Below are 25,588 nucleotides of genomic sequence, written 5' to 3' on the forward strand. Positions count from 1 at the left end.
ATGAAGATCTCCCGCCTCCTGCCGGCCACCGTTGCCGCCCTGTTTGCTTCGCTGGCGCTGCTGCCGGCCGTCCATGCCGCGCCGTTGCGCATCGGCGTCACACCGGGTGCGCTCGCTGACTCAGTCGAAGTAGCAGCCGCCGAAGCGCGCAAGCAGGGCCTCGATGTAAAGGTCGTCGAGTTCACGGACTGGACCACGCCCAATGTCGCGCTGTCGTCCGGCGACCTCGACGTGAACTACTTCCAGCACCAGGCGTTCCTCGACAACGCCGTCAAGGAACGCGGCTACAAGTTCCGCAGCGTGGCGCTCGGCGTACTGCCGAACATCGGCTTGTATTCGAGCCACGTGAAGCGCTTCGACGAGCTGAAGGAAGGCGCGCGCGTCGGCGTGGCGAGCGATCCGGTCAACCAGGGCCGCGGCCTGTTGCTGCTGCAGAAGGCTGGCCTCGTCAAGCTGCGCGACGGCGTGGGCGCAAAAGGCAGCGTCAACGACATCGTCGCGAATCCGAAGAAGCTCAAGCTGATCGAGATAGAGGGACCGCAACTGGTCCGCGCGCTGGACGACGTAGACCTGGCGCAGGGCTACCCCGCGCACTTCGTCAACGCCGGCAAGGCCCAGGTGGCCGGTGCCGGGTTGCTGTACTCGGGCATCGACGATACGTATTTCGCGATCCGCTTCGTCACGCGCGAAGACAACGCCGCCGATCCGCGCGTGGCGCGCTTCGTGAAGATCTACCAGGACTCGCCAGCGGTCCGCAAGCAGCTCGGCACGTCCTACGCCAACAACGACAAGCTGTACAGCCTGCCGTGGCTCAAGGCGCAGCCGTGACAGACAAGGGACTGCCATGAGCATGACCACTGCATTGCTGCGCCGCGGGCTCCTGCCCGTCGCGACACGCTCCGACGCCGCCACCGCCACGTGTGAGGGCCATGCGCGGACTGCGACCGGCGCCGTTCGCTTCGAACGCATGAGCAAGCGTTATGCGAGCGGCGCCGGTGTCGTCCAGGCACTCAGCAACATCGATCTTGAAATACCGCGCGGCGGCATCTTCGGCATTATCGGGCGCAGCGGCGCCGGAAAATCCACGCTGCTGCGCACGATCAACCGGCTCGAGGCTCCGACGGATGGACGCGTGCTGGTCGACGGGCAGGATATCGCGACGCTCGACGAAAACGGACTCGTGGCACTGCGCCGCCGTATCGGCATGATCTTCCAGCATTTCAACCTGCTTTCGGCCAAGACGGTGCGCGAAAACGTGGCGCTGCCGCTGAAGGTAGCCGGCGTGCCGCGCGACGCCATTGCGCGGCGCGTGGACGAGGTGCTCGCCTTGGTTGGCCTCGAAGGCAAGCACGATACCTATCCCGGCCGCCTGTCGGGCGGACAGAAGCAGCGTGTCGGCATTGCGCGCGCGCTCGTACACCACCCCGAGATCCTGCTGTGCGATGAAGCCACATCCGCGCTGGATCCTGAAACCACGCAATCGATCCTGCAGTTGCTGCGCGACATCAACCGGCGCCTCGGGCTCACCATCGTGCTGATCACGCACGAGATGCGCGTGATCCGCGAAATCTGCGACCAGGTGCTGGTGCTGGAGTGCGGCGCCATTGCCGAAGCTGGGCCCGTATGGCAGGTATTCGGCCAGCCGCAACACGCGGCGACGCAGGCGCTGCTGGCGCCGCTGACACCGGAACTGCCGCAAGACATCGTCGCGCGGCTGCTGCCCGAGCCGCCGGCGGGGCCGCACCGGCGCATCGCCGAACTGCACTATGCCAGCAGCGGCGAGCACGTGCCGGATCTCGCCAGCCTGGCCGCCGGACTCGGCACGGGCGCACAGCTGCTGCACGGCAGCCTGGACCGCATCCAGGGCCACACGCAAGGCCGCCTGCTGTGGTCGCTGGCGGGCGCCGGCACGGATCCGGATTCGCTGCGCTCTCCCCTTTCCCCACACGTGAAAACACTAGGCTATGTCGCCGATTCTTATTGAACGCCTCTGGCAAGGGTTTCTCGATACGCTGACAATGGTCGGCGCATCGGCCGCCATTGCCGTGCTGGCGGGTGTGCCGCTCGCGCTAGTGCTCATGGTCACCGCTCCCGATGGCATGCGGCCGGCGCCGCGCCTGCATCGCGTGCTCGGCAGCGTGGTCAACAGCTTCCGCGCCACGCCGTTCATCGTGCTGCTGGTGGCGCTGCTGCCGTTCACGCGTCTGGTCGTCGGTGCGACCATCGGCGTCTGGGCCGCGGTGGTGCCGCTGGCGGTCAGCGCCACGCCGTTCTTTGCACGCATTGCGGAAATCAGCCTGCGCCAGGTCGATACGGGCCTGGTCGAGGCCGCGCAGGCCATGGGCTGCCGACGCCGGCATATCCTGCTGCACGTGCTGCTGCCGGAAGCGCTGCCTGGCATCGTTGGCGGCGTTACCATCACCGTCGTTTCTCTGATTGGTGCCTCAGCCATGGCCGGCGCGGTTGGCGCGGGCGGACTTGGCGATCTTGCGATCCGGTATGGCTACCAACGTTTCGATACCACCGTGATGGCGGTCGTCATCGTGATCCTCATTGCGCTGGTCACGGTCGTCCAGGCAAGTGGCGACCGCCTGGTGCATCGGCTGCGAGAGCGCTAGAAACCGGTCGCAAGAGAAGGCCCTTGTTCAGCCCCACACGTCTCCGAAGCCCGGCCATCCCTCACTTTGGCGCGGTCTCCTTTCAGCCCGCAGCCAACGTCCTGAACCCGTGTGGATTCCGCGCCTGCCACCGCCACGAGTCCTCGCACATCCGGTCCAGCCCGTATCGCGCACGCCACCCGAGCAGCTTTGTGGCAAGCGACGGGTCGGCATAGCAGGCGGCAATATCGCCTGGCCGGCGCGCCACGATCTCGTAGGGCACCGGACGCCCGCTCGCTTGCCGGTACGCCTTGACCACTTCCAGCACGCTGTAGCCCTGTCCGGTCCCGAGGTTGACCGTCAGCCCACCGTTCTCGCGGCGCAGGTAGGCCAGCGCTGCCACGTGGCCCTCAGCGAGGTCGCAGACGTGGAGGTAGTCGCGCACACCGGTGCCATCCGGCGTCGGGTAGTCGCCGCCGAAGACCAGCAGCTGTGCGCGGCGGCCCGCTGCGACTTGGGCAACATAAGGGACGAGATTGTTGGGGATGCCGTCGGGGTCTTCGCCGATCAAACCGCTCGGATGAGCGCCGATCGGGTTGAAGTAACGCAGATAGGCGATTTGCCACGAGGAATCTGAGCGCTCCAGGTCGCGCAGGATCTGCTCGCCGGCGAGCTTGGTCTGGCCGTAGGGATTGGTCGCCGACAGCGGGAAAGACTCGGCAATGGGCACGCTCGCCGGATCCCCGTAAACGGTCGCGGATGAACTGAACACCAGCCGGCGCACCTGCGCCTCCCGCATTGCCGCGCAGACAGTAAGCAGGCCGCTCAGGTTGTTGTCGTAGTAGGCAAGCGGGTCGGCCACCGACTCGCCCACCGCCTTGAGCGCGGCGAAATGGATCGTGCCGGCAATGGGCAGCCGATCGAACAGCCGCGCCAGCAGCGCGCGGTCGCGCACATCACCCTCGATGAAATGCGGCCTGCGTCCGGTGATCGCGCCGATACGCCCGACCACCTCGCGGCAGCTGTTACTCAGATTGTCGAGACCGATCACGTCATATCCGGCATCAAGCAGCGCCACCCAGGTGTGCGAGCCGATATAGCCGGTGGCGCCGGTCAGCAGCAGGGTCTCAGCCATGGCGCGCCTCCCGGGAGCGCATCTCTGCCGGGCGGCCCTCGGCCCCTGGTGCCTTGGCAAAGCAGACGGACAGCGCCACGCCTGCGGCAAAGCCCGCCATGTCAATGCCGATGTCGAGCAGGCGCGGATGCCGGTTGATGGCGAATATCTGCAGCACCTCGGTCAGTACCGCCAGCCCCAGCATGCAGGCGCCGATGCGCCGCGGCGGCCACCGGATCGGTCGCACGGCCAACAGGCACGACATGCCGGTGAACAACACGAAATGCGCCAGCGACGACAGCGGGATCGGCGCGTGCAGGCTGCGCTCGATATGATCTCGCAGGCCGCCCGGCATCTGGGTGCCGATCATCAGTACCAACACCAGCCCGAGCATGAGCGCCCAGGCATGACTTCGCTTCATTGCTTTTCTCCCGCCACTGTTGATATCCTTCACCCGCGCCGCGATTCCATCTCGCGACCGCTTCACGGCTGCGGTGCTACCTGCACGGCCCCGCTGGCGCGCATCAGCCGTCGCGCTTCCTCGCAATGCACGCGGCCCGCGGCCCGTTCGCTGACGCCGTTGAGTATGCTGCCCACCACGTGCGCGCCTGCCCGGCCGAGCTGGCGCAGGGCCTCGGCGGCGTCGGACTCGGACGTCTGGCCCGCGCGCAGGAACAGAAGCGTGGCGGACGCCACGTTGCAAACGAGCATCGCATCCGACACCGACAGCACGGCAGGTGTGTCGACCAGCACAAGGTCGAAGCGTCCCGCGCCGGCAGTCATCATTTCGCGCAGGCGCGGGCTCGTCAGCAGTTCGGACGGATTCGATGGCGGCGTGCCGGCCACCAGCAGCCACAGGCCAGGCGTACCGCCGGGGCAAACCGCATCGGCGACGCTCGCCCGGCCAGCCAGCACGTCCGACAACCCCGGCGCGCCAGCAACGCCGAAATGGCGCGCCACCGCGCCGCGGCGCAGGTCGGCATCGACCAGCAGCACGCGCATGCCGGCATCAGCGGCAAGCACGGCCAGGTTGACCGCCCCGAACGTCTTGCCGGCTCCGGCGCCTGGGCTGGTTACGGCCACCGTGCGGCGCCCCTCGGCCAGCAGGCCGAGACGCAGCGCCGTGCGCAGCGTGCGCAGGCATTCGACGGCAAGCGCGGTGGGATGCTGCCGTGCCAGCAGGAACTGGTCGTATCCACACGCCTGGGCCCCTCCATCGGCCTGGCCGTCCGGCTCCGTCCGGCGCTTCGCCGCAGCGTCGACCAGCGCCGGCAAATGCCGTGGCGTGCCCGTTCGCAGGTCCAGGCTGCGCTGCTCGCGACTGAAGAGAACTTCGCAGACCACCGGCAGCGCCAATCCCGCCTCTACCGTTGCCGCGCTCGACACGCCCGTGGCCAGCCTGCGCCGCACCGTCGCCACCGCCAGCCCGAGCAGAAGGCCGATTGCCGCGCCACCGGCCGTGATCGCCGCGCGCGGCGGCCCCGCCGGCACCATCGGCGGCACGGCGCGGTCGAGAAGCTGGACGTTGCTGACCGCGTCGCTCTCGGCCAGCCCGAGCCACTGGGCCTGCCGGCGCAGCGTCATATAGGTTTCCTCGGCCACCCTGACGTCGCGCGCCAGCGCGACCTGGTCGCGCTCCGCTTCCGACAGGTTCTGCAAACGGCCATCGAGGCCGCGCCGGTCCTGCCGAAGTTGCTCGATCTGATCGTCGATCGCGCGCACTTCCTGGTTCTCGGGCGTATAGCGGCGCAGCAGGCGCGCGCGCTCCATGCGCAGCGCCGTGATCTGGCGCTGGTACTCGATGCTGCCGCTCAGGTAGGACTGCGCCTCCTGGCTCGGCGCCAGCGAGCCGGCCCGTGCGCGGTGGCGGGCAAGCGCACGTTCGGCCTGCTCCAGCTCGGCGCGTACGCGCGGCAGCTCGCTTTCGACGAACGCCAGCGTGCGCGATGCTTGCTCGTTGCGCTGGCGCACCAGCGCGGCAATGAAGGCGTCGGCCACCGCGTTGACCACAGTGCTGGCGCGACGCGGGTCGGCATCGCGCCAGGCAATACGCAGTTCGTCGCCGGCAACGCCGGCAGAACCGGAGGACGAAGCGGCAGCCGTGCCGGGGGCCATGTCGCGCCTTTCCGACACGACGGTCAGCGCACGGACCAGCTCCGCAACCGCGCCCGCCGCGTCGCGGCGCACGAGCGTGAAACGCGTGCCAGGACGCGCCACGAGCCGCCCGACATGGATCGACACGCCCGCGGTCTGGACGGTCTCGCCGATACGCCCGTGCAGCAGCACGGCCCCGTCCGGCCCCAACAAACGGAAATGACCGGCGCCGTCGACTTCGACGATGAATGGCTGGTTGAGCATGGCCTCCGGCACATCGAAGCGATCTACGGCAATGTCCTCCCCGCCCCACGCGAAACCAGCCGGGGCCACCCCGGGCGCCGGCACCAGACCGGCGGCCCCGGGCCGGGCAACCAGGGACCAGGCGCTCGCCAGCCACGGCATCCTGAGCGGTGCGGCCTCGATGTCGAGGCGTTGCGCCCGCACCACTGGCGCCAGCATGGAGCGGCTGGTCAACAGACGCGGTTCCAGCGTGACGGCCCCGCCGGCGCTGTCGCGCCAGGGGACCGTGTCGGCGCCCAGCAAGCGTACGCGGGCGTCCGCCTCATACACCGATGGCAGCGACCACGCGTACAGAGCAGCCGCCAGCGCGCCCGTGGCGGCCAGCGCGGCGCACATCGCGACGGCTCCAGCATCCTGGCCGCGCCACCGCAGGGCACGGAATGGCGTGGCAATCCTTGAGACGGCGTGCATCAGCAACTCCCCGAATCGGCTAGATGAACGAACCGGGCAAGCGGATCTCCCCGGTCCTCACCGGCACCCGGCAGATCGTACTGGCGCAAGCTGTCCGTCATGTCCTGCGCCGCGGGCGGCAGCAGGCGCTCATATTCGCTGCGCACTTGCCGATAGCAGTCGCAGGCGAGCCGCTCCAGCCCCTGGCGGTCGAATTCCGCAATGCGCCCTCGGCTATGGCGGATCAGCCCGAGATCGGAAAGCCGCCCCATCGCCACGGCCACCGCCTCGCGGCGCACGCCCAGCGCGTACGCGATCTGTTGCTGTGTAATGGCCAGTTCGTTCACTGTCATCCGGTCCAGCGTCAGCAGCAGCCAGCGGCACAGCTGTTCCTGCAGGCTGTGATGGCGGTTGCAGACAGCCGTCTGCGCAACCTGGGTCAGCAGTGCCTGCACAAAGAGCAGGCACTGCCGCCGCAGCACCGGCAAGCGGCGAAAGGCCTCGCGCATATCATGCGCGGGTAGCCGGTAAGCGAAGCCGGTGCAGCGCACTTCGATACGGTAGGGCATGGTGTCTCCTCCGGTAAGTACCGGCAGACCAACCAGTCCTTCGTGCCCCACCACCGCCACCTCGATGCCCTCGCCATCCGGCGTCAGCGACGACACCGCCACCACGGCCGATTTCGGGAAGTAGACATGCCGGATGCGCTGGCCAGCATCGCTCAGCAATTGCCCGGCACGCAGCCGCACCAGTTCGAGGCCGGGAGACAGCACTTCCCAGTCGGATGGCCCCAGTGGTGCCAGTATCAGGCTTACCTGTGATGTGATTCCCTGCAGGTTCATGTCGGCTCCCCGTCAGACAAACAATGAATGTGGCGAATGTTCTTCAGCGCGCCAGTTCCTTCGTGAAGAACAGCGTCTGGATGGTCGGTGTGATCTGCTCCAGCACGCGGTTGAAGCGCACCGCGTCGGACGTGCCGACATACACCACGTCGAGCGGCTCCAGCCGGAATTGCGTCGACAGGAGCAGCGCGTCAACCTGGCTCATGTCGAGCCGGTAGACTTCGGGCCGGGTCGGGTTGTCGCGCATGCCGCGCACCACGAAGACCTGCCGCGGGTCGGCGTAGCGTACGTCGATGCTGTTGACCCCGGTGAGCGCGTCGGCCAGCGTCAGGCGGCCGCGCGTCATCAGCAGCGAAGTTGGCTTGGCCACTTCGCCCAGCACGAAGATGCGGCTGCCGAGGCGATCGGGCACGCTGACCACGTCGCCGGCCTGCAGCAGGAAATCGCTCTCGCCTTCGCGCCGCGCGATGAGGTTCTCCAGATCCATCTCATACACCTGCTGGCCGCGCGTGAGCCGCACGCGTTGCACGTCGGCCTCAGGCAGCGTGCCGCCGCTGCGCGCGATGGCGTTGATCATCGTCAGCGGCACGTCGGTCATCGATAGCGAACCAGGATTACGCACCATGCCGGTCACGTCGACGCGTCCATTGCGGAACGACAGCACGCGCACATCCACGCGCGGATCCCGGATATCGCGCGACAGCGCCCTGACAATCATCGCGCGCACCTCTTCCACGGTGCACCCGCCCACACGCATCACGCCCACCGGCGGGTAGTACATCTCGCCGCTGCGCGACACGCGAAAGCCGTTCTGGTCGAGCGGCACTGCCGGCTGCGCCGCCTCCGCCGTCTGCACCGCGGCCACGGCGGCCCCCGGCGGTGGCGCGTTGGAACTGAGTTGCGGGTTGTACAGCACCATCACGCCGACCATGTCCTGGGGGCCGATGCGGTACTCGTACCGCTCGATGCTGGCCCGCAGGTCGACGCCGCGTGCGGGCGACTGCTTGCTGTTGGTTTCCGCCACCGCGTCGACCTGTGCGCGCACCACGTCAGCGGTGATAAGCCTGACCGGGTAGGTCTCGGCGCCGGTCTTGGCGCGCATGTTGTCTTCCAGCCGGCTGCCGTCGAGCGCCGGTCCCGGCGCCCACGAACAGGCGGCCAGCAGCGTGGCCGACAGCAGTACCGCAAGCATCCTCGTGGTCATGGGACTGTGCTCCTTGTGATGAAATCAGGCGGGATCCCGCTCGGCAACGGAAGCGGGCTCGGCGAACGCCAGGACCTGCGCTTCCTGTCGGTCCGTGACGCGCGCGGGCATGGCGGTGCGGCCCGGGCCGTCGCCCGCCGTGCCAAGGCGTGCAACCAGGTGGTCGACCAGTCGCAGCGCCAGCGCCGCGATGGTGATGGTCGGGAAATTGGCGCCCACGGTGGGAAACACCGAGCTGCCGCCGATATAGAGATTGCCGATGCCGTGCACGCGACAGTCCGGATCGACCACGCCCTGTCGCGGCGACACGTGCATGCGCGTGGTGCCCATGTGGTGCCACGTGCCTTCGAGCTGCGCCGGCCACGCGTGGCCCTCGATGGGCGGATCAAGCGTGACGTCGGCCACTCCGCTGCGCTCCAGCTCCTCGGCCAGCAGCGCGAAGGTGCGGTCGAAGGTGCGCTGCACGCGTGCGCCGAGCCTCCACGACACGCGCACGCGCGGCAGGCCGAGTGCATCGCGCTGGTCCGACAGCGTGACCCGGCTTTCCGGGTCCGGCTCGGCCTCGACGATTGCCTGCATGCGCACGCCCGCGATCAGCGCGCGCGGCTGCAGCAGGCGCGTGAGCCCGAAGCCGGCCGTGTCGACCGGATGTCGAAGCATGGTGAGTATGTCGCGCGCCGGGCGGTAGCCGGGCTGGTCTTTCTTCAGCAGCGCCTGCTTGGCGCGGATCAGCGCCTCGGCACCGGCGCTGCCCTCGCCGTAGAACGTCGAGAAGAACCACACGCGCGAGTTGAGCAGGCCCTCGCGGCGCAGCACCTCGGGTTGCAGCGCAAACTGCGACGAGATGTGCTGGCCGTGCGCGCTGACCGCCGCGTTCTGGTAGTGGTACTTGATGTCGTAGAGCTTGTTGCGCGCCCAATCCCGCCGGAAGCGTACGTCGCCGGACATCAGCCGCGGGTGGTCCATGAAGTAGCGTCCCACCAGGTCGTTGCCGTTGCCGAGGCCGACAGGCTGGGTGTGGTTCGACGCAAGCAGCAGGCGCGCGTTCTCGATGCCGCCGGCAGCCAGCACGAAAACATGTGCGGCCACTTTCATGCTGCGCCCGCTGAGCGTGCGCACCGCGACCTGCGTGACGGCGGTGGCGTCGGGATTGGTATCGATCGACACCACGTTGGCGTACAGATAGACGCGCACACGGTGCGCCTGCGACAGCGCCTCCCGGTACAGCTTGCCGAAGCGCGCCGGCGGGCTGAACTGGGAAATGGTGTCGCGGATCTTCCCTCCGGTGAGCGGCAGGCGCCGCACGTCGGTGCGGCCAATGGCAGCCTCCCACCAGGCCGGGTCGAAGTTGTCGGGACCCAGCTTCAGCACATCGTGGGTGCGCTGGTAGTACGGCGTCAGTGTGTCGAGCCCGAACGGCCAGCCGCTGTTTGGCACCCAGTCGCGCCGCTCCAGGTCCCACGGGTCGAGCGGCCGGCACCAGCCGCCCCAGCAGTTGCTGCTGCCGCCGAGGTAGCGGCTGCGGCTGCCGTCGGCGAAAGTGTACGGCAGGCCGATGTTTTCGCCCCGGTACAGGTCGCGCGTCTCGTCGTCAGGCTTGAAGCCACCGCTCTCCAGCAGGCATGTGGCAATGCCCGCACGCTGCAGTTCCAGCGCGAGCGTGATGCCGGCCACGCCGGCACCAATGATGCAGACCGTTGTTTGGACAATACTGTCCGACTCGACTTTTCTTGTATCGATGAACATTACCGCTCCCGCTTGCCCAGGCTCTGAAGGTGAAGGCCCGCCGCCGTGGCCGGGCCGCTGCCGGCGAAAGGCACCGGCCCGCCCTGCACCACGCGCAGGACGTCGGCCGCCATCGCTTCGACGGTGAAATGCCGCGCGAAGGCCACGCGGGCCCGCACACGCATGCCCTCGCGCTCGGCCGGCTCGGTGGCCAGCCAGCGCCGCAGCATCGATTCGGTGCCATCCACGGTGTCGATCGCGGTCATGCCCGCGCCGTTGCGCACCAGCTCGCGCCAGATGTTGACCCGCGTCGACACCAGCGCCGGCACGCCGCAGCCAAGTGCCTCGGCCACGGCAATGCCGAAGTTCTCCTGGTGCGAGGGCAGCACGAAGGCGTCGCTGGCATGAAACGCACCCCACTTCATGTCGTCGCGCAGCATGCCTGGCCAGCTCACGCGCGCGCCCACGCCAAGTGCCTCCGCGCGTGCCCGTAGCGAGGGCCCCCATTGGGCCGCGCCGTGGCCGTCCGGGCCGGCCATGACAAGATGCAGGAAGGGATCGGTACCGGCCACGCGGGCGAAGGCCTCGATCAGCAGGTCGCAACCCTTCTTGGGATGAATGCGGCCAAGGAACAGCAGCAGCCGTTTTCCCCGCAGCTCCGGGCAGGCAGCAAGAAAGGCCTCGCGCAGCCTGCCGTCGTCCAGCGGCGGCCAGGCCGTGCCGAAGTTCACCACGGCCTCGCGCACGCGGTACAGCCAGAATGACTCGCGCGCGCGCAGCCGCTCCTCCTCGGCGGTGAACATCACCGTGCGTGCGTCGCGCAGTACCCGGTACTCGGCCCACGGCCAATACAGCCACTTTTTCAGGTGCTTGAGCGGATGTTGCGTGCGGAACCACGGGTCGAGCATGCCGTGCGGGAAAACGTAGTACGGCACACCGGAGCCGCGCAGGGCCATCCACGCGGCAAAGCCGTGGTACTGCCACAGGCCGTTGACGATCACCGCGTCAAATCGCGCCGCATTTGCGCGCAGCCACGGCAGCAGCCGCGGCGCGTAGCGGTAGCCTCCGCGCGACGGCCCCAGCGCGTGCACGGCAGCACCTGCGTCCCGCAGCCATGGCGCGTCCTGCGGATCGAGCGTAACCAGTTCCACGTGATGGCCGAGCGCGGCCAGCCGCCGCGACATCTGCCGCACGCATTCGGTAGTACCGCCCTGTTGCGGGTCGAGCGAGGGAAGGAGCTGGAGCAGCTTCATGGGCGTTGTCCTTGCAAGGGAAGCGACGGCATGGCCTGTGCCGGCTGCACGTTGCCGGGCACGGTGCGCCGCACCGCCATGCGCTCCAGCCGGAGCTGCGTGGCCACTAGCAGTCCGAGCGCCACGCCGTACACGAGTCCCGAGAAACGCGGCCCGAGCGGGTTGCCGCCGATCGACGTGGCCGGGAGTGCCGCCAGCACCAGCAGCGAGCGGCCGAGCACCGCGAGAAAGGGCGCATCCGGGGCGGCGCGCCGCCAGCGCCGGTAGAACAGGCTGCCGCGCACCAGCGCGTAAAGCACGATCAGCGGCAGTGCCAGCCCGAACACGAGTCCGCCCGCGAACAGCTGGTAGACCCAGAAGTTGTGCCCCGCGGCCCATTCGTTGATGGCGTAGAACTCCTCCTTCGTCATCTGGTCGGCAAGCGCAGGCAGGTAGTCGGGCGAATAGCGGTAGTTGTGCCCGTAGCCCCGGCCAAGCAGCAGCGACAGGTGGCTCGAGCGCACCTGGTCGAGCTGGTCCTTGATCTCCGCAAGACGAGTGGCCGTGGTAGGATCCATGCCCGCGGCCGTGGCCTTGGCGGCCTGGAGGCGCTGCGTCCAGTGCGCCGCGACGCTCGGGAACAGCGCCGAGCCGATCACCACCGTCCCGCCCACCAGCGCCACCGCGATCACCACCGTGCGCGCCAGCGAACGCAGCAACTGCTGCAGCGACGGTGCCGCCAGCCACGTTGCCAGGCAGAACAACAGCGCAGTGCCCACCAGCAGGCTGCGGGTGACGCTCAGCAGTTCGATAGCCAGCGAGACGAGGAACAGCAGCAGCTTGAAGCGCGTGATGCGGCGCGCCACCACGATCTCGTGCAACAGCAAGCCTTGCAGCGCAAGGAACACCACGGAAACGATGCGAAAGCGCACTGTCTCCAGACCGCCGCCCACCGCCATGCCGTAACCGAAGGCGAACAGCAGCGAAACCACCATGCCGCTGAACATTGCCAGCTCGATCTGCTCGACCCGCTTCACATGCCACGGTCTGCAGGTGGCAAGGTAGCCGGCCATCAGCAGCATGAACGGCAGTAGCACGCGCAGGTAGTTACCCATGTCGTTGCCCTGCAGCACGTGCGGCACCACGCTGCACGGCACGGTCAGCAGCAGCGCGGCCATGACCAGCGCGCTGAAGCGGTTGCCGGCCGCGAAGCGCGGCGCGATCAGCGCGAGCACCAGGGCCGCGCCCAGCGCCGGTACCGTCAGCAGGATCTGCGTGAGACGGCTGCCGTTCTCGTCGACGCTCTTGAAGTCGACCGCCAGCGGGCACAGCGCCAGCCAGATCCAGAAGGTTGCGTAGCGGTTGTTCACGGTGTCGGCTCCCCTTGCGTGGCCCTAGCCGTGCGCCACGACGGCGAGTGACGGAGTGGCGGGCGCCAGCCGCCGGCGCAGGCGGCGGCGCAGCGGCTCCTCGTAGCCACGAAACACCAGCACGCTGATCCCCACGACGGCAGCCAGGGCTGGCCAGCCGGCGGCGGCCGGCACGTCGGCCAGGCGCAGCAGCCGGCCGAGCGGCACGTGCAGCAGGTAAAGCGCGAAGCTCGCCTCGCCGAGCGTGACCAGCCATCGCCACGACAGGAACGCCGGACCGCCGGACAGCGCCATTCCCACAATCAGGGCGCCGAATAGCGGCGACTGCATATAAAACGCCGGCGCCAGCGGTTGCAGCACTGACAGTGCGACGATGCCCGCCAGCGCAATCACCGCCAGCACGTGCCCGACCCGCACACGTACCGCGCCGGCCGCTGCATGCCGGGCATGGACCAGTGCGGCGCAGATGCCGAGCACGAATTCGAACAGGTGCGTCGGCGGGAACTGCGCGACGAGGAAGCCGTGGCGCGACACCGGCAGCGCATGCTGCAGCCACGCGATCCATGCCCCCTGCGCCAGCCACAATGCCACGCACCATGCCGCCAGCCCGCGGTTGCCGCAGGCGCCCAGGCGCGCCAGCAGCCATGGGAAGAGCGCGTAGAAGAACGCCTCGCACGAGATGCTCCAGGCCGGACCGTTCCACGGCTGGTTGAGCGCGGCAAACGGCGTCCACGCGGTCAGCGCCAGCAACTGCAGCACGAGGCTGGCGCAGAGCGCACGCAAGTTGGCGCCGTCGCTGCCGGAAAGGCCGTACCACTCGCGCAGCAGCGCGGCGTCGCCGTCATGCAGCAGCCACGCAGTGACCGGCAGCGCCAGCACGAGCGACAGCACCAGCACCGGATAGATGCGCGCGAAGCGGGCCGAGTAGAAGGTGCGTCGGGCCGGCGCGCCGCCAGTGGCCAGCGGGCGGCGGTAGTTCCACGTCAGGATGAAGCCCGACAGCACGAAAAAGAACGACACCGCGGGGCGGCCACCGTCGACCGCGCGCTGCACGGCCTGCGGCACGGCCAGCAGCCCGATCTGCGCAAAGTGGCTGCATACCACCACCAGCGCCGCGAAGAATCGCAGGCTGGTCAGCGCGGGCAGTGCCGCTGGTCCCGCCGGCACCGCCACGCCCGGGGTGGCACGCGGCCTCAGCCGCGACGGCGCCTGTGCGCCCGGCTCGCCTGTAAACATGAGCGTCCTCCCGTGTACGGCAGCGCGCCCGCGCCGGCCGTGATGCCAATGAATGCCGCCACCAGCGGAATCAGCGTGCCGGGGCGATGGCGGCGGCGCTGTGCGCGTTGCTTGGTCCGGATCATGGATGGCCTCCGTCATGTCGCATGGCGCTCTCGCACCGCCTTTATTCGGCTTCCTCGGCGCGCAGCGGCGCCGGGGCCAGGTCCGCGCCGGCCGGCCGCGCGGTGTCATTCGGGCACAAGGCACGCAACCGTGCGTCGAGCGGGCCCAGCACTGCGGGCGCCGACAGGTTGCCGACCGCATAGGCACGCGCCGATGCGCCCAGGGCCGCGCACAGCTCGGCATCGGCCGCCAGGCGGCGGATGGCGCCGGCCAGCGCGTCGACGTCTTCCGGCGGCACCGCCACGCCGCGCCCTCGCAGCGCCGCGAACAGCTCGGTGCCGGGCTCGGCCATCGCCACGATCGCGCGGCCACTGGCGAGCATGCCGGTCAGCTTGGACGGCATCACAAGATCGGCGGCGCCGCCGCGCTGCGGCAATACGTGGATGTCGGCGAGGTTGAGCAGCTCGTTGAGCGCATCGGCCGGCTGCAGTGGCAGGAAGCGGCAGTTGTCGAGCCCGGCGCAGTGCAGTTCCAGTTCGGCGCGCGCCGGCCCGTTGCCGCAGAAGACGAAGGTGATGCCCCGCTCGCCGGCCAGCGCGGCGGCCGTGCACATCAGCACGTCGAGCCCCTGCTTGTTGCCCATGTTGCCGGCGTACAGCACCACCTTCTGCTCCTTCCCGATACCAAGCGACTGCCGCAGCGCGCTAGGCCGGTCGAGCGGACGAATGGCGTCGGTGTCGACCCAGTTCGGCAGCAGGAACAGGCGCGGCGCCAGCACGCCCTTCCTGGCGGCGGTCTCCACCATCTTCGACGTGATGCTCGACACCACGTCGAAGCGGCGCAACAGCAGTCGCTCCACGGCAAGCGCGAAGCGGCGCATTCGCCCCCCATGCAGCAGGCCCAGCTCGAACGCGGCGTCGACCTCGTAGTCCTGCACGTGGAGCCAGCAGCGCGCGCCGGCGAGACGGCCGGCCAGCCATGCGACCGGTGCGCCCATCAGCCCCGGCGCGATGCCCATGACCACGTCCGGACGCCAGAATGCCTGCTGCACCATTGCCGGCAGCGCCGCCACCGCAAAGCTCGCCAGGTGCAGCAGGCGCTTGGCCGCGCCGGGCTGGCCCGGCACCCACAACGGCACGCGCACCACCCGCACGCCGCGCAGTGTCTCGGCGCGATAGCGGCTGCCGGAATAACCTGGCTCGATCCGCCACGCGGGGTAGTACGGCGGCCCGCACACCACGCGTACCTCGTGGCCGGCCTCCGCCAGCGCCTCGGCCATTTCGGCGGTGTACTTGCCAGTGCCCGTCAGTTCGGGGGCGTAGTTCTGCCCGCAGATCAGGATTTTCATCTTCCGCTCCGGGTCACTTCGGCTGGGGCCGGCGCAGCGGGTCCGTCGGCGGCTTCGGGCCGGCTGCGCACACGGCGCCCGGCCAGCAGCATCGCGCAGCCTCGGGCAATGTGGCTCGCCGCTGCCGCGGGATCGAAGCGGCGCATCACGGCGAGACAGCGCGCGGCGGTGGCGGGCGCGTCGGCAAAGGTGGTCAGCGCGCGCGTCATCGCGCTTTGCAGCGCGGCGGCATCGCGCGCCGGAACCACGAAGCCGGTCTCGCCGTCGTGGACGAGTTCCGGCACGCAGCCGCAGTTGTCGCTGGCGACAGTCGGGCAGCCGTGGTTGAGCGCTTCGTTGACCACCAGTCCCCACGGCTCGCTGGAGCTCGGCAACACCAGACAGGCGGCCCGGTAGTACTCCGCGGACAGCGCATCGCCCTGGAGGCTGCCGACCAGCACCACCGAGTCGCCCAGGCCCAGCTCGGTGCAGCGCGCGCGCAGCGTTGCTTCCATCGGACCGGAGCCAACCAGGCGCAGGCGCGCGTCAGACAACTCGCGGCGCAGGCCTGCGAAGGCATCGATCAGCGTGTCCAGGCCCTTCTCGGGCGAGAGGCGGCCCACGTAGAGGAAGACCGGCTCGCCCTCCGTGCGTGCCTGCGCACGTGCTGCGAGGGCGGCGTCGGCACTATAGCCGGGCGGCAGCGCGGCAGCCTGGCACGGGATGAATACCTGCGCGGGTGCGGCGCCCAATGACACCAGGTATTCGCGGCTGCGCTCGCCGAAGCCGAAAAAGCCATGGCACAGGCCGAAGAAGACCCGCTTGGGGATCGACGTCAGCAGCCGGCGCGGGCGGTCGCGGCCAGTGGAGTCGCAGAACACCGCGCGGCGCCTGCCGGTGACGATGCAAGCCAGCAGCATCGCCCAGTATTCGGGGCGGTGGTAGCCGGGCAGCACGATCAGGTCGCTGCCGGAGCGCAGCACCTCCGACACGAGCCGCGCCGTGAGCTTCCACACCGGCACGTCCTCGTAGCAGCCGTGATAGAGGCATTGCATTGGATAGCGGTGGGCGCTGTAGTCCACGTCGGAGAAGCCCAGGCGGTAGTACTCGGTTTCGGTGATCTGGATGAACCGGTAGCGAATGGGGCCGCCGGCGGTGTCGCGGTGCAGTGCCGAGAAGACCTCGCCCTTGTGGCGCGACCAGACGACGTTGTGGAAGATGGTGACGGTATGTGGCATGGCGAACCTCCCCGTTTGCGTGCCTGTCAGACGTGTGTTGCCGCCGCGGCTGGCTCCGCAAGCGACCTGACGCGATTCCTGTACTCGCAATATGTGGCCGTGATGCCGGCCTCCAGCCCGATGCGCGGCTGCCAGCCCATGCGCGCCAGGCGGCTGACGTCGAGCAGCTTGCGCGGCGTGCCATCCGGCTTGCTGGTATCGAACACGAGCTCCCCCTGAAATCCGGCGATGCCCGCAACCATCGCGGCCAGCTCGGCGATCGGCAGGTCCTTGCCCACACCGACGTTGAACACGCCCTCGGCGTGCTCATGGCGCAACAGGAACAGCGTCGCGGCGGCGAGGTCGTCGACGTGCAGGAACTCGCGGCGCGGCGTGCCAGTGCCCCACACCGCCAGCGTGCCCGCGCCCTCCTCTACCGCCGCGTGCGCCTTGCGGATCAGCGCCGGCAGCACGTGGCTGTTGGTCAGGTCATAGTTGTCGTTGGGGCCGTACAGATTGGTCGGCATCACTGACAGGTAGCGCGTGCCGTACTGGCGGTTGTAGGCCTCGCACAGCTTGAGCCCGGCAATCTTGGCAATGGCGTAGGCCTCGTTGGTTGGCTCCAGCGGGCCGGTCAGCAGGTACTCCTCGCGAATCGGCTGCGGGCAGGCGCGCGGATAGATGCATGACGAGCCGAAGAACACCAGCCGCTGCACGCCAGAGTCGAACGCGGCGTCGATCACGTTGGTCTCGATGGCCAGGTTCTCATAGAGGAAAGAGGCCGGGCGCGAGGCATTGGCGACAATGCCGCCCACGCGCGCGGCCGCCAGCAGCACCACGTCGATCGAGCCGGTGGCGAAGAAGCGGCGCACCGCAGCCTGGTCGGTCAGGTCCAGCTCGGCATGGGTGCGCGTGATGATGTGGCGGTAGCCGTCGGCCTGCAGCGCCCGGACCAGCGCAGAGCCGACCATGCCACGGTGCCCGGCCACGAAGATGTTGGCGTCCTTGTCCATGGCCGTCACTCGTGGTGTTCCAGGGCCTTGAAGCCGGCCAGCGTGACCATCGCGTCGCGGCGCGCGATCTGGTAGTCCGCGCGCACCATCTCCTTGACCAGCGCGGGGAATGGCGTGGTGGGGCGCCAACCGAGCTTCTCGTGGGCCTTGGAGGCATCGCCCAGCAAGGTCTCGACCTCGGTCGGACGGAAGTACGCGGGATCGACGCGCACGATCACTTGCCCCGGCTGCAGCCGCGTTTCCTTGCCGTGTATGTGCTCGACGACGCCGATCTCATCCACGCCCTCGCCTTCGAAGCGCACCGTCACGCCCAGCTCGTTGGCGGCCTGCTGCACGAAGTCGCGCACGCTGTACTGCTCGCCAGTAGCGATCACGAAGTCCTCGGGCTGCGCTTGCTGGAGCATCATCCACTGCATCTCGACATAGTCGCGTGCATGGCCCCAGTCGCGCAGCGCCGACAGGTTGCCCAGGTAGAGGCAGTCCTGCAGCCCAACGGCGATGCGCGCGATGGCCCGCGTGATCTTGCGCGTGACGAACGTCTCGCCGCGAACCGGCGACTCGTGGTTGAACAGGATGCCGTTGCACGCATACATGCCGTAGGCCTCGCGGTAGTTCACGGTGATCCAGTAGGCATAGAGCTTCGCCACGGCGTACGGGCTGCGCGGGTAGAAGGGGGTGGTCTCCTTCTGCGGGATCTCCTGCACCAGACCGTACAGCTCGGAGGTCGACGCCTGGTAGAAGCGCGTCTGCTTCGCCAGGCCGAGGATACGGATCGCCTCGAGGATGCGAAGCGTGCCGATGCCATCGGCGTTGGCGGTGTACTCCGGCTCCTCGAACGACACCGCCACGTGACTCTGCGCGGCAAGGTTGTAGATCTCGTCCGGCTCGATGCGCTGGATCACGCGCAGGAGGCTGGTGGCGTCGATCAGGTCGCCGTGGTGCAGGAAGAAGCGCAGGTCCTGCTCGTGCCGCTCACGGTACAGGTGGTCGATGCGGTCGGTATTGAACAGCGACGTGCGCCGCTTGATGCCATGCACTTCATAGCCCTTGTCGAGCAGCAGTTCGGCAAGATAGGAGCCGTCCTGGCCGGTGATTCCCGTAATCAGAGCAACCTTGCGCTTCATCGTCTTTCTCCCTGTGAATTGGAGTTCGGTTGGAGCTCGCCCCGGTTGGGGCCGGCGTGGCGGCGGGACCTGTTGCCGCATCCTTACCCCTGCCCTCCCTGCCCTCCCTGCCCTCCCCGCGCGCCGTAGTCCGCGCCATACGGCGCTCCGAGCTGCAACGGCGGCCGCGGAACATCGGTCAGCAGCACGCCCTGCAGGGCAACGCCGCCGTTGGCAAGCCGCCGCGCCGCCTCGCCGATCTCGGCGGCCGGATGGCGGCCGTGACGCACCACCAGCAGGGTGGTGGCGGCGTGCCGGCCGAGCAGCGTGGCATCGGTCACGGCGAGCACCGGCGGGGTGTCGAGGATCACCATGTCGTAGCACGTGGCGAAGTGGTCGAGCATGGTGCGAAAGCGCTCGCTCATCAGCAGGTCCGCCGGGTCTTCTGGCAGGCTGCCGCGCGGCAGCACGTCCAGGCCCGGCAGCACGTCGCGCACGACGGCGGCGTCGAAGTCCATGCCCGCCAGCGCGTCGGAGAGCCCCGGCCGGTGGCGCAGGCCGAAGTGCAAATGGACCTCGCCGCGCCGCATGTCGCCGTCGATCACCAGCACGCGGCGGTGGCCCGACGCCACCAGCGCGGCAAGATTCACCGACAGGAATGACTTGCCTGCGTCCTGGCGCGAGCCGGTCAGCATGACCACGTTGTTGCGGGCATCGCGCAGCGCGTACTGCAACGTGGTGCGAAGGCTGCGCACGCCCTCGATGGCGACGTCTTCCGGCGCGCTCGCGGCCAGCAGGCGAGGCCCCCCCGCGCCCCGGCCGGCGCGGAGGTCGCGCTGCAGCCGGGCCTGCACGCGGCTGCGCGGCACCACGGCGCAGACCGGCACGCCGAGCAGGCGCTCGATGTCCTCCGGATGCTCCACGCCGCCATAGAGCGCCTTGCGCACGAACACCAGCACGACGGCCGCCAGCATGCCAAGGCCGCCGCTGATCAGCACCAGCATCACGCGCTGCGGGCGCACCGGCTCGTCGGCCGGCGCCGCGAAGTCCACCACCCGCACGCTGCCGACCTGGCCGGCCTTGATCACGCGCAGCTGCTGGGCGTTGTTGAGCAGGCTGGTGTACAGCTCGGTGTCGACGCGCACGTCGCGCATCAGCCGCAGCACGGTCTGCTCGGTATCGGGAAGCACCGACACGCTGCGCCGCAACGCGCCCTGCTGCTGCGTGAGCGCCGCAATCTGGGCGTTGATGGCGACCATGGCGGGGTTCGTATCGGTGTAGCGCGTCATCATCTCGGCGCGCTGGGCCTGCAGCGTGGCAAGCCGGGTCTTGTTATCGACCACCTGCTGCAGCAGCAGCCGGCTTTCCTCGTCCAGGTTCACCGTGCCGGTGCGATTGCGGTAGGAGTTGTAGCGCTCCTCGGCATGGTCCAACTCCTTGCGCAGCACCGGCAGCTGCTGGTCGAGGAAGGCCAGCGTGTGTTCCGCCTCAGCCGAGCGGCGGCCGATGTCCTGCTGCACGAACTGTCGCGCAATGGTGTTGACGATGTCGGCGGTGAGCTTCGCGTCGGGGCCTTCCAGGCTGGCGCGGATGATGCCTGACTGCAGCGAGGTCTCGCCCACGGCGAGCTGGCGTTGCACGCGCTCCACGGTGGCGAGCGTCGACGCGCGCACCAGCTCGAACTCGGTGCCGGGGCGCCCGGCGATCTCGTCGATGCGCACCCGCACCGGACCCAGCGCGCTGTTGCCGCCGACCTCCTCGCCCACCTTGCCATTAAGCACCGGGTTGCCGTCGGGGTCGCGCAGCGTGAACGCGCGCTCGCCAGTGATGGTCAGGACGAACGGCTTGTTGTAGTACCTGGAAGGCGTGTCAAACACTGACATCGTGATCGACTCGCCGCCCCATGCGTACTGCGGCAGGCCGAAGCGCGCCGGTGCCGGCGCGGTGCCGGCATAGCGCCCAGCCAGCCAGCCGCCAACCAGGGGGAACGTGCGTGGCCGCGCGGCCATGTCGAGATGGAGCGTGCGCACGGCCTCCTCCACCACCAGCCGCGAACGGATCAGCTCGATCTCCGCCGCCGTGGACGACTTCGAGTCGAAGATCGATGCGATCGAGCCCAGCGAATTCTGGTTGGCGTTGGCGTCGGCGCCCTTGCTGTCCTCCACCTGGATCATCGCGTCGGCGCGGTAGACCGGCTTGGCGATCGCCGCGTAGATCACGCCGATGACCAGCGCTGCCGCCGTGATCAGGGCGATCAGCCGCCAGCTCCCCAGCAGGGTCGCCAGGTAGTCCGACAGGCGCAGCTCCTGCGCCGGCGGGGCCTCGGTGTATTGCGTGTCGAGTACGGTTGGCATGGCTTGTCCTTGCGCTCCGTGTGCTTTCGCGTTCTTGGTGAGCCCGCCACGGCGACCGTCGCCGGGGTCAGTAGGCGTTGCGGTGGACCAGTCCCTTGAAGATCGTCGCGACGATGATTCGCATGTCGAGCGCGAAGGACCAGTTGCCGAGGTAGTAGAGGTCGCAGGCAATGCGTCCTTCCATCTTCTCCAGCCGGTCGGTCTCGCCGCGGTAGCCGTTGACCTGGGCCCAGCCGGTGATGCCCGGCTTGATGCGGTAACGCTGCATGTAGCCGCTCACCAGCTTGCTGTACTGGTCGTCATGCTCCAGCGCGTGGGGGCGCGGGCCGACCACCGACATGTCGCCGCGCAGCACGTTGAAGAACTGTGGCAGCTCGTCCAGGCTGCTGCGGCGCAGGAAGGCGCCTACGCGGGTGACGCGCGGGTCCAGACGCCTGGCCTGCGTCAGCGTACCGGCCTGCTCTGCATGCACGCGCATCGAGCGGAACTTGTAGATGGTGAAGACGCGGCCGTCGGCGCCCTTGCGCTTCTGGCGGAACAGCACCGGCCCCGGCGACGACAGCTTCACCGCGACGGCCACCGCCAGCAGCACCGGCGCCAGGCCGATCAGCGCGGCGACGGCGAACAGGCGGTCGAAGATGTCCTTCTGCAGCACTGCGTGTTGCGGCAACGGCGAGGCAGCGAGGTTGATGGCATGCATGCCGATCAGGTCGATCATGCCGCTGTCGAACAGCGCCACCGAGCGAAGGTCCGGCATGAAGCGGATATTGATCAGCTCGTCGCGGAACTCGTTGACGAGGTCAAGGATCAACCGCTCCTGCGACAATGGCAGCGCAAGCCAGAGTTCGTGGATCTGCTGCGTGCGGATGTAGCGCTGGAACGCGGCGCGGTCAGCAAAGGTCGGCACGCGCGAGCTGAGACTGCCGGACGTTGGCAGCACGTTGAACGCCGCCGCCACGCGGAAGCCCGATGCCGGCGACGCCGCCACGCGGCGGATCACCGCGTTGCAGTGTGGCCCGCCGCCGACGATGGCGACCTGGTGCAGGTTCATGCCGGCACTGCGCACGTGGCCGAGCACGAAATGGGTGACCAGCCTGGAAACGATCAGCAGCGCACCGCTGACGGCGGTCCAGTAGGCGAACCAGAGCCGCGAGACGATGTCGAGGCGGTGCATGGAGAACATCACCATGACACCGCACAGCTGCACCAGCAGCCAGGCCAGCGCGACCTGGCCTGCGAGGCCGAGCTTGGAACGCCCGCGCCACGATTCGTAGATGCCGAACGCGGGGAACAATGCCAGCGTGAACGCCGCCGACAGCACGATGAAGAGGTCATAGAAGTCCTCCTGCATCACCGCGTCGAAGCGGATCTGCGAGGCCGCCACGGCCCCCGCGAACACCAGCGCAACGTCCAGCGTGCGCGCCAGTAACCCCTCCAGCCTGAGCATAGCGCCCCCCGTACCACCCGTAAGCAACCACTGCCTTGCCACGCCGGCTCCCCGTTGCCGGACTCCCCTTGCAAACCGCCCGGCGCCAGCCCGGCGCCGGTCATTCGCAGCGCTAGCCCTCTCTGTCGCAGCGCCCGAAGGCGTCGTCGAGCCGCACGATGTCGTCTTCGCCCAGGTAGCCACCGGACTGCACCTCGATGATCTCGAGCGGCAACTTGCCAGGGTTCTCCAGCCGGTGCGTCACACCCAGCGGTATGTAGGTCGACTGGTTCTCGCCGAGCAGGAATTTCTCTTCGCCACGCTGCACGAGCGCCGTACCGCTCACCACCACCCAGTGCTCGGCGCGGTGGTGGTGCAACTGGAGCGACAGCCGCGCGCCAGGCGCTACCACGATGCGCTTGACCTGGAAGCGCGGACCGTGGTCCACCGAGTCGTAGAAGCCCCAGGGCCGGCGCACCTTGCGGTGCGTCTCGGCCTCGGGTGCGTGCTGGGCCTTGATGCGCTCGACCAGGGTCTTGACGTCCTGCACATGCGAGCGGTCGGCAACCAGCACCGCGTCCGCGGTCTCGATGACGACGATGTTGTGCGTGCCGACACAGGCCACCAGGCGGCCATCGGAATGCGCATAGCTGTGACTGGCGCCCTCGAATACCACGCGGCCGCGCGCCGCATTGCCAGCGGTGTCCTTTTCGGTAGCGTCCCAGACGGCGTCCCACGAGCCAAGGTCGGACCAGCCTGCCGCCAGCGGCACCACCACGCCGCGGCACGGCGACTCCGGCAGTTCCAGCCGCTCCATCACCGCGTAGTCGATGGAATCGGACGGGCAGGTCAGGAAAGCCTTCGGCGCGGGACGGAAGAAGGCGCCATCGAGCTTGCCCTCGATCACGGCATGCATGCAGCTCTCGTACATGTCGGGCTGCAACGTCTGCACGGCCTGCAGCCACACGTTGGCGCGTACGATGAAGATGCCGCTGTTCCACCAGTACTGGCCGCTCTGCACGTACTGTGCCGCCAGTTCGAGCGCGGGCTTCTCGACGAAGCGCGCGATCTCGTGCACGCCGTCGGGCAGCGCGGCGCCTAGGCGGATGTAACCGTAACCGGTTTCGGCGCGCGTGGGCGGCACACCGAGCGTGACCATCGCACCGCGTTCGGCGTGATCGGCGGCCGTGGCCAGCGCGGCGCGGAAGGCGTCCGTATCGAGCATGGCGTGATCGGCCGGCATCACCACGAGGATCACGTCCTCGCCCTGCGCCTGGGCCAGCCACGCGGCGATGGTCAGCGCGGGCGCGGTGTTGCGGCGGCCCGGTTCCACCAGCAGGCGCGCCTGGATGCCGCTGGCGCGCAATTGCTCGGCGGTGACGAAACGGTGCTCTTCGCCGCAGGCGACGATGGGCGCCGGCACCACCTCGCGCCCACCGGGTACGCCCTCAAAGCCTTCGAGACGGCGCAACGTGGCCTGCAGTAATGAGTCGGGCCCGATCAGGTCGATCAGTTGCTTGGGATAGTGCTCGCGCGACAGCGGCCACAGCCGGGTGCCCGCGCCGCCCGCCAGGACTACCGGCGCGATGCGCAGGCGCTGGCCGTGTGCCGGGGTCGTCGATGCCGCGGTGGCTGTGCCGTCGGCGCTGTCTGTGTTTGTCATGATCGGCCCTCCTTGTTCTCGTTTGCGTTCGGGCAATGCGAAGCCACGGTGTCGGGACGAGCGCTCCCCGCCGCCCCGCGCGGCTTGCATTCCTCGTGGCTTTCTGATTGACTGGCGCGCGGCGTAGGCGCCGCGTCCGCGGACTAGCCGTCGACGGTCAGCCGGGATCGCTGTCGGAACTCGGTCGGCGAGATCGACAGGCGCTTGCGGAAAATCTTGGCAAGACGGTCGCCATTGCCCATGCCGCTGCGGCGCGCCACCTTGTCGACCGGCAGTTCGGTCTCGGCAAGGAAGCCGCAGGCCGTGTCGAGCCGCGCCTGAAGCAGGAAGTCCGAAGGCGTGATGCCCATTTCCAGCTTGAAGCGGCGCAGGAAGTTGCGCTCGCTCATGGCAGCCACCTCGGCGGCGTCGGCAATCGAGATGTCCTGTTCGCAATGCTGGCGCAGCCAGCGGGCCGCGGCGCGGATCTTCTCGCCGGGGCCCGTCATGCCGGGGTCGCCGATGCACGGCAGCAGCCGGCTGCCCCACGAAGGCATCACGCGGCCCGCCACGGCGCGCGCGGCATCGACACCCTGCTCGTGCCGGATCAGCGTCAGCGCGGCCTTCATGGATTCGAACTGGTCGTCGGCGGCGTCGAGCGCCAGCGGCTGGCTGGCCGACTGCGTGTCAGGCAACGTGGCCAATGGAGAGATTCCTGCCGCATCGAGCACGGCGCGGCCCTGGGCGATGGGCCGGACCGTGGCGGTCTTGCGGTGCGCGGCCGCACGCAGCCAGCCCACCACGCGCTCGTCGATGCTGCAGCCATGGGCGTCCTCGCCGGCGGCGACGAAGAGCATGTCGAAGCCGGGCGGCTGGCCGGGGTCGATTTCATCGGTCCAGACATGCACGGAGGCCGAACAGGCGATGTTGCCGCCCGTCAGTGACAGGAAGCGCACTTCATAGCGGGCCTGCCCCGCCAGGTCCGGTACATCCTCGGACAGTGCGTTGGCGGTGTGGAATACCTCCGCAATCATTCCGGCGCCGAGCAGCGAAAATCCGTCGAACAGCAGGATTCCGATACGCCGCGCGGCGTCCCTGCGAGGCCGGGCTGACAAAGACAACCAGCTCACTGAAGGCTTGAGTTGCGCATAGCTCATGATTACTCCCCATTTCATTCGCTTCTTGCTTCTTTGTTCCGTGCAGCGCCGGACTTCTGGTCTGTTGCATTGCATCATATACAACAATGAAAACGTGGCTACGTTGATGTCGGAAACTGACGGCCTCTTGGCGGGAT

The 25,588-nt window shown here is 68.6% G+C and carries 20 protein-coding genes; 3 read left to right on the forward strand and 17 right to left on the reverse strand.

What is annotated here, in order from left to right:
- The 3 genes from CupriaWKF_RS17385 to CupriaWKF_RS17395 are packed head-to-tail and all read left to right on the forward strand — an operon-like array spanning position 1 to position 2,618.
- Complete coding sequence (locus tag CupriaWKF_RS17385) at positions 1-828, forward strand: MetQ/NlpA family ABC transporter substrate-binding protein (protein WP_025585096.1); 828 nt, start codon at positions 1-3, stop codon at positions 826-828.
- 16 nt (positions 829-844) lie between these two features.
- Positions 845-1,984 (forward strand): ATP-binding cassette domain-containing protein, encoded by a 1,140-nt coding sequence (locus tag CupriaWKF_RS17390; RefSeq protein ID WP_276102019.1) that lies wholly within the window; start codon positions 845-847, stop codon positions 1,982-1,984.
- Positions 1,965-2,618: a methionine ABC transporter permease gene (locus CupriaWKF_RS17395; protein WP_276102020.1), complete on the forward strand. Its 654-nt coding sequence runs from the start codon at positions 1,965-1,967 to the stop codon at positions 2,616-2,618. The genes CupriaWKF_RS17390 and CupriaWKF_RS17395 overlap by 20 nt, the downstream gene beginning before the upstream one ends.
- Before the next feature lie 82 nt (positions 2,619-2,700).
- Here the strand turns inward: CupriaWKF_RS17395 and galE are convergent, their stop codons facing one another.
- The 17 genes from galE to CupriaWKF_RS17480 form a co-directional block, all read right to left on the reverse strand.
- Positions 2,701-3,732 (reverse strand): UDP-glucose 4-epimerase GalE, encoded by a 1,032-nt coding sequence (galE, locus tag CupriaWKF_RS17400; protein WP_276102021.1) that lies wholly within the window; start codon positions 3,730-3,732, stop codon positions 2,701-2,703.
- Complete coding sequence (locus tag CupriaWKF_RS17405; RefSeq protein WP_276102022.1) at positions 3,725-4,132, reverse strand: VanZ family protein; 408 nt, start codon at positions 4,130-4,132, stop codon at positions 3,725-3,727. The genes galE and CupriaWKF_RS17405 overlap by 8 nt, the downstream gene beginning before the upstream one ends.
- 62 nt (positions 4,133-4,194) lie before the next feature.
- Complete coding sequence (locus CupriaWKF_RS17410) at positions 4,195-6,519, reverse strand: polysaccharide biosynthesis tyrosine autokinase (RefSeq protein ID WP_276102023.1); 2,325 nt, start codon at positions 6,517-6,519, stop codon at positions 4,195-4,197.
- Positions 6,519-7,340 carry a Crp/Fnr family transcriptional regulator gene (locus CupriaWKF_RS17415; protein ID WP_276102024.1) on the reverse strand — a complete coding sequence of 274 codons (822 nt, stop codon included), beginning with the start codon at positions 7,338-7,340 and terminating at the stop codon, positions 6,519-6,521. Before CupriaWKF_RS17415 ends, CupriaWKF_RS17410 begins: the two co-directional genes overlap by 1 nt.
- Before the next feature lie 43 nt (positions 7,341-7,383).
- A complete protein-coding gene (locus CupriaWKF_RS17420) occupies positions 7,384-8,544 on the reverse strand; it encodes a polysaccharide biosynthesis/export family protein (RefSeq protein WP_276102025.1) in 1,161 nt (386 codons plus the stop codon).
- Between the two features lie 24 nt (positions 8,545-8,568).
- Positions 8,569-10,290 (reverse strand): GMC family oxidoreductase, encoded by a 1,722-nt coding sequence (locus tag CupriaWKF_RS17425; protein WP_276102026.1) that lies wholly within the window; start codon positions 10,288-10,290, stop codon positions 8,569-8,571.
- Entirely contained in the window at positions 10,290-11,522 is a 1,233-nt protein-coding gene (locus CupriaWKF_RS17430) for a glycosyltransferase (protein ID WP_276102027.1), read from the reverse strand. Before CupriaWKF_RS17430 ends, CupriaWKF_RS17425 begins: the two co-directional genes overlap by 1 nt.
- Positions 11,519-12,871, reverse strand: a complete 1,353-nt coding sequence (locus CupriaWKF_RS17435; protein WP_276102028.1) for a hypothetical protein — start codon at positions 12,869-12,871, stop codon at positions 11,519-11,521. Before CupriaWKF_RS17435 ends, CupriaWKF_RS17430 begins: the two co-directional genes overlap by 4 nt.
- 24 nt (positions 12,872-12,895) lie before the next feature.
- Positions 12,896-14,107: an acyltransferase gene (locus CupriaWKF_RS17440; protein WP_276102029.1), complete on the reverse strand. Its 1,212-nt coding sequence runs from the start codon at positions 14,105-14,107 to the stop codon at positions 12,896-12,898.
- 166 nt (positions 14,108-14,273) lie between these two features.
- A complete protein-coding gene (locus CupriaWKF_RS17445) occupies positions 14,274-15,560 on the reverse strand; it encodes a glycosyltransferase WbuB (RefSeq protein ID WP_276102030.1) in 1,287 nt (428 codons plus the stop codon).
- Entirely contained in the window at positions 15,557-16,777 is a 1,221-nt protein-coding gene (locus CupriaWKF_RS17450) for a glycosyltransferase family 4 protein (RefSeq protein ID WP_276102031.1), read from the reverse strand. The genes CupriaWKF_RS17445 and CupriaWKF_RS17450 overlap by 4 nt, the downstream gene beginning before the upstream one ends.
- Before the next feature lie 26 nt (positions 16,778-16,803).
- Complete coding sequence (locus CupriaWKF_RS17455) at positions 16,804-17,769, reverse strand: GDP-L-fucose synthase (protein WP_276102032.1); 966 nt, start codon at positions 17,767-17,769, stop codon at positions 16,804-16,806.
- Between the two features lie 5 nt (positions 17,770-17,774).
- Positions 17,775-18,893, reverse strand: coding sequence for a GDP-mannose 4,6-dehydratase (gmd, locus tag CupriaWKF_RS17460; protein WP_276102033.1), 1,119 nt, complete (start codon positions 18,891-18,893; stop codon positions 17,775-17,777).
- Positions 18,894-18,976: 83 nt separating this feature from the next.
- Complete coding sequence (locus CupriaWKF_RS17465) at positions 18,977-21,226, reverse strand: polysaccharide biosynthesis tyrosine autokinase (RefSeq protein ID WP_276102034.1); 2,250 nt, start codon at positions 21,224-21,226, stop codon at positions 18,977-18,979.
- Positions 21,227-21,293: 67 nt separating this feature from the next.
- Positions 21,294-22,673 carry an undecaprenyl-phosphate glucose phosphotransferase gene (locus tag CupriaWKF_RS17470; protein ID WP_276102035.1) on the reverse strand — a complete coding sequence of 460 codons (1,380 nt, stop codon included), beginning with the start codon at positions 22,671-22,673 and terminating at the stop codon, positions 21,294-21,296.
- A gap of 112 nt (positions 22,674-22,785) precedes the next feature.
- Complete coding sequence (locus tag CupriaWKF_RS17475) at positions 22,786-24,315, reverse strand: mannose-1-phosphate guanylyltransferase/mannose-6-phosphate isomerase (protein ID WP_276102036.1); 1,530 nt, start codon at positions 24,313-24,315, stop codon at positions 22,786-22,788.
- A gap of 143 nt (positions 24,316-24,458) precedes the next feature.
- Positions 24,459-25,451 (reverse strand): helix-turn-helix domain-containing protein, encoded by a 993-nt coding sequence (locus tag CupriaWKF_RS17480; RefSeq protein WP_276102038.1) that lies wholly within the window; start codon positions 25,449-25,451, stop codon positions 24,459-24,461.
- Between the last annotated feature and the right edge of the window lie 137 nt (positions 25,452-25,588).

It is taken from the genome of Cupriavidus sp. WKF15 (assembly GCF_029278605.1).
GTDB lineage: Bacteria > Pseudomonadota > Gammaproteobacteria > Burkholderiales > Burkholderiaceae > Cupriavidus.

Excerpts from the sequence above, each read along its gene's own strand:
- CupriaWKF_RS17385 (WP_025585096.1), top strand. The coding sequence starts at position 1 with ATGAAGATCTCCCGCCTCCTGCCGGCCACCGTTGCCGCCCTGTTTGCT.
- CupriaWKF_RS17390 (WP_276102019.1), top strand. The coding sequence starts at position 845 with ATGAGCATGACCACTGCATTGCTGCGCCGCGGGCTCCTGCCCGTCGCG.
- CupriaWKF_RS17395 (WP_276102020.1), top strand. The coding sequence starts at position 1,965 with ATGTCGCCGATTCTTATTGAACGCCTCTGGCAAGGGTTTCTCGATACG.
- galE (WP_276102021.1), bottom strand. The coding sequence starts at position 3,732 with ATGGCTGAGACCCTGCTGCTGACCGGCGCCACCGGCTATATCGGCTCG.
- CupriaWKF_RS17405 (WP_276102022.1), bottom strand. The coding sequence starts at position 4,132 with ATGAAGCGAAGTCATGCCTGGGCGCTCATGCTCGGGCTGGTGTTGGTA.
- CupriaWKF_RS17410 (WP_276102023.1), bottom strand. The coding sequence starts at position 6,519 with ATGCACGCCGTCTCAAGGATTGCCACGCCATTCCGTGCCCTGCGGTGG.
- CupriaWKF_RS17415 (WP_276102024.1), bottom strand. The coding sequence starts at position 7,340 with ATGAACCTGCAGGGAATCACATCACAGGTAAGCCTGATACTGGCACCA.
- CupriaWKF_RS17420 (WP_276102025.1), bottom strand. The coding sequence starts at position 8,544 with ATGACCACGAGGATGCTTGCGGTACTGCTGTCGGCCACGCTGCTGGCC.
- CupriaWKF_RS17425 (WP_276102026.1), bottom strand. The coding sequence starts at position 10,290 with ATGTTCATCGATACAAGAAAAGTCGAGTCGGACAGTATTGTCCAAACA.
- CupriaWKF_RS17430 (WP_276102027.1), bottom strand. The coding sequence starts at position 11,522 with ATGAAGCTGCTCCAGCTCCTTCCCTCGCTCGACCCGCAACAGGGCGGT.
- CupriaWKF_RS17440 (WP_276102029.1), bottom strand. The coding sequence starts at position 14,107 with ATGTTTACAGGCGAGCCGGGCGCACAGGCGCCGTCGCGGCTGAGGCCG.
- CupriaWKF_RS17445 (WP_276102030.1), bottom strand. The coding sequence starts at position 15,560 with ATGAAAATCCTGATCTGCGGGCAGAACTACGCCCCCGAACTGACGGGC.
- CupriaWKF_RS17450 (WP_276102031.1), bottom strand. The coding sequence starts at position 16,777 with ATGCCACATACCGTCACCATCTTCCACAACGTCGTCTGGTCGCGCCAC.
- CupriaWKF_RS17455 (WP_276102032.1), bottom strand. The coding sequence starts at position 17,769 with ATGGACAAGGACGCCAACATCTTCGTGGCCGGGCACCGTGGCATGGTC.
- gmd (WP_276102033.1), bottom strand. The coding sequence starts at position 18,893 with ATGAAGCGCAAGGTTGCTCTGATTACGGGAATCACCGGCCAGGACGGC.
- CupriaWKF_RS17465 (WP_276102034.1), bottom strand. The coding sequence starts at position 21,226 with ATGCCAACCGTACTCGACACGCAATACACCGAGGCCCCGCCGGCGCAG.
- CupriaWKF_RS17470 (WP_276102035.1), bottom strand. The coding sequence starts at position 22,673 with ATGCTCAGGCTGGAGGGGTTACTGGCGCGCACGCTGGACGTTGCGCTG.
- CupriaWKF_RS17475 (WP_276102036.1), bottom strand. The coding sequence starts at position 24,315 with ATGACAAACACAGACAGCGCCGACGGCACAGCCACCGCGGCATCGACG.
- CupriaWKF_RS17480 (WP_276102038.1), bottom strand. The coding sequence starts at position 25,451 with ATGAGCTATGCGCAACTCAAGCCTTCAGTGAGCTGGTTGTCTTTGTCA.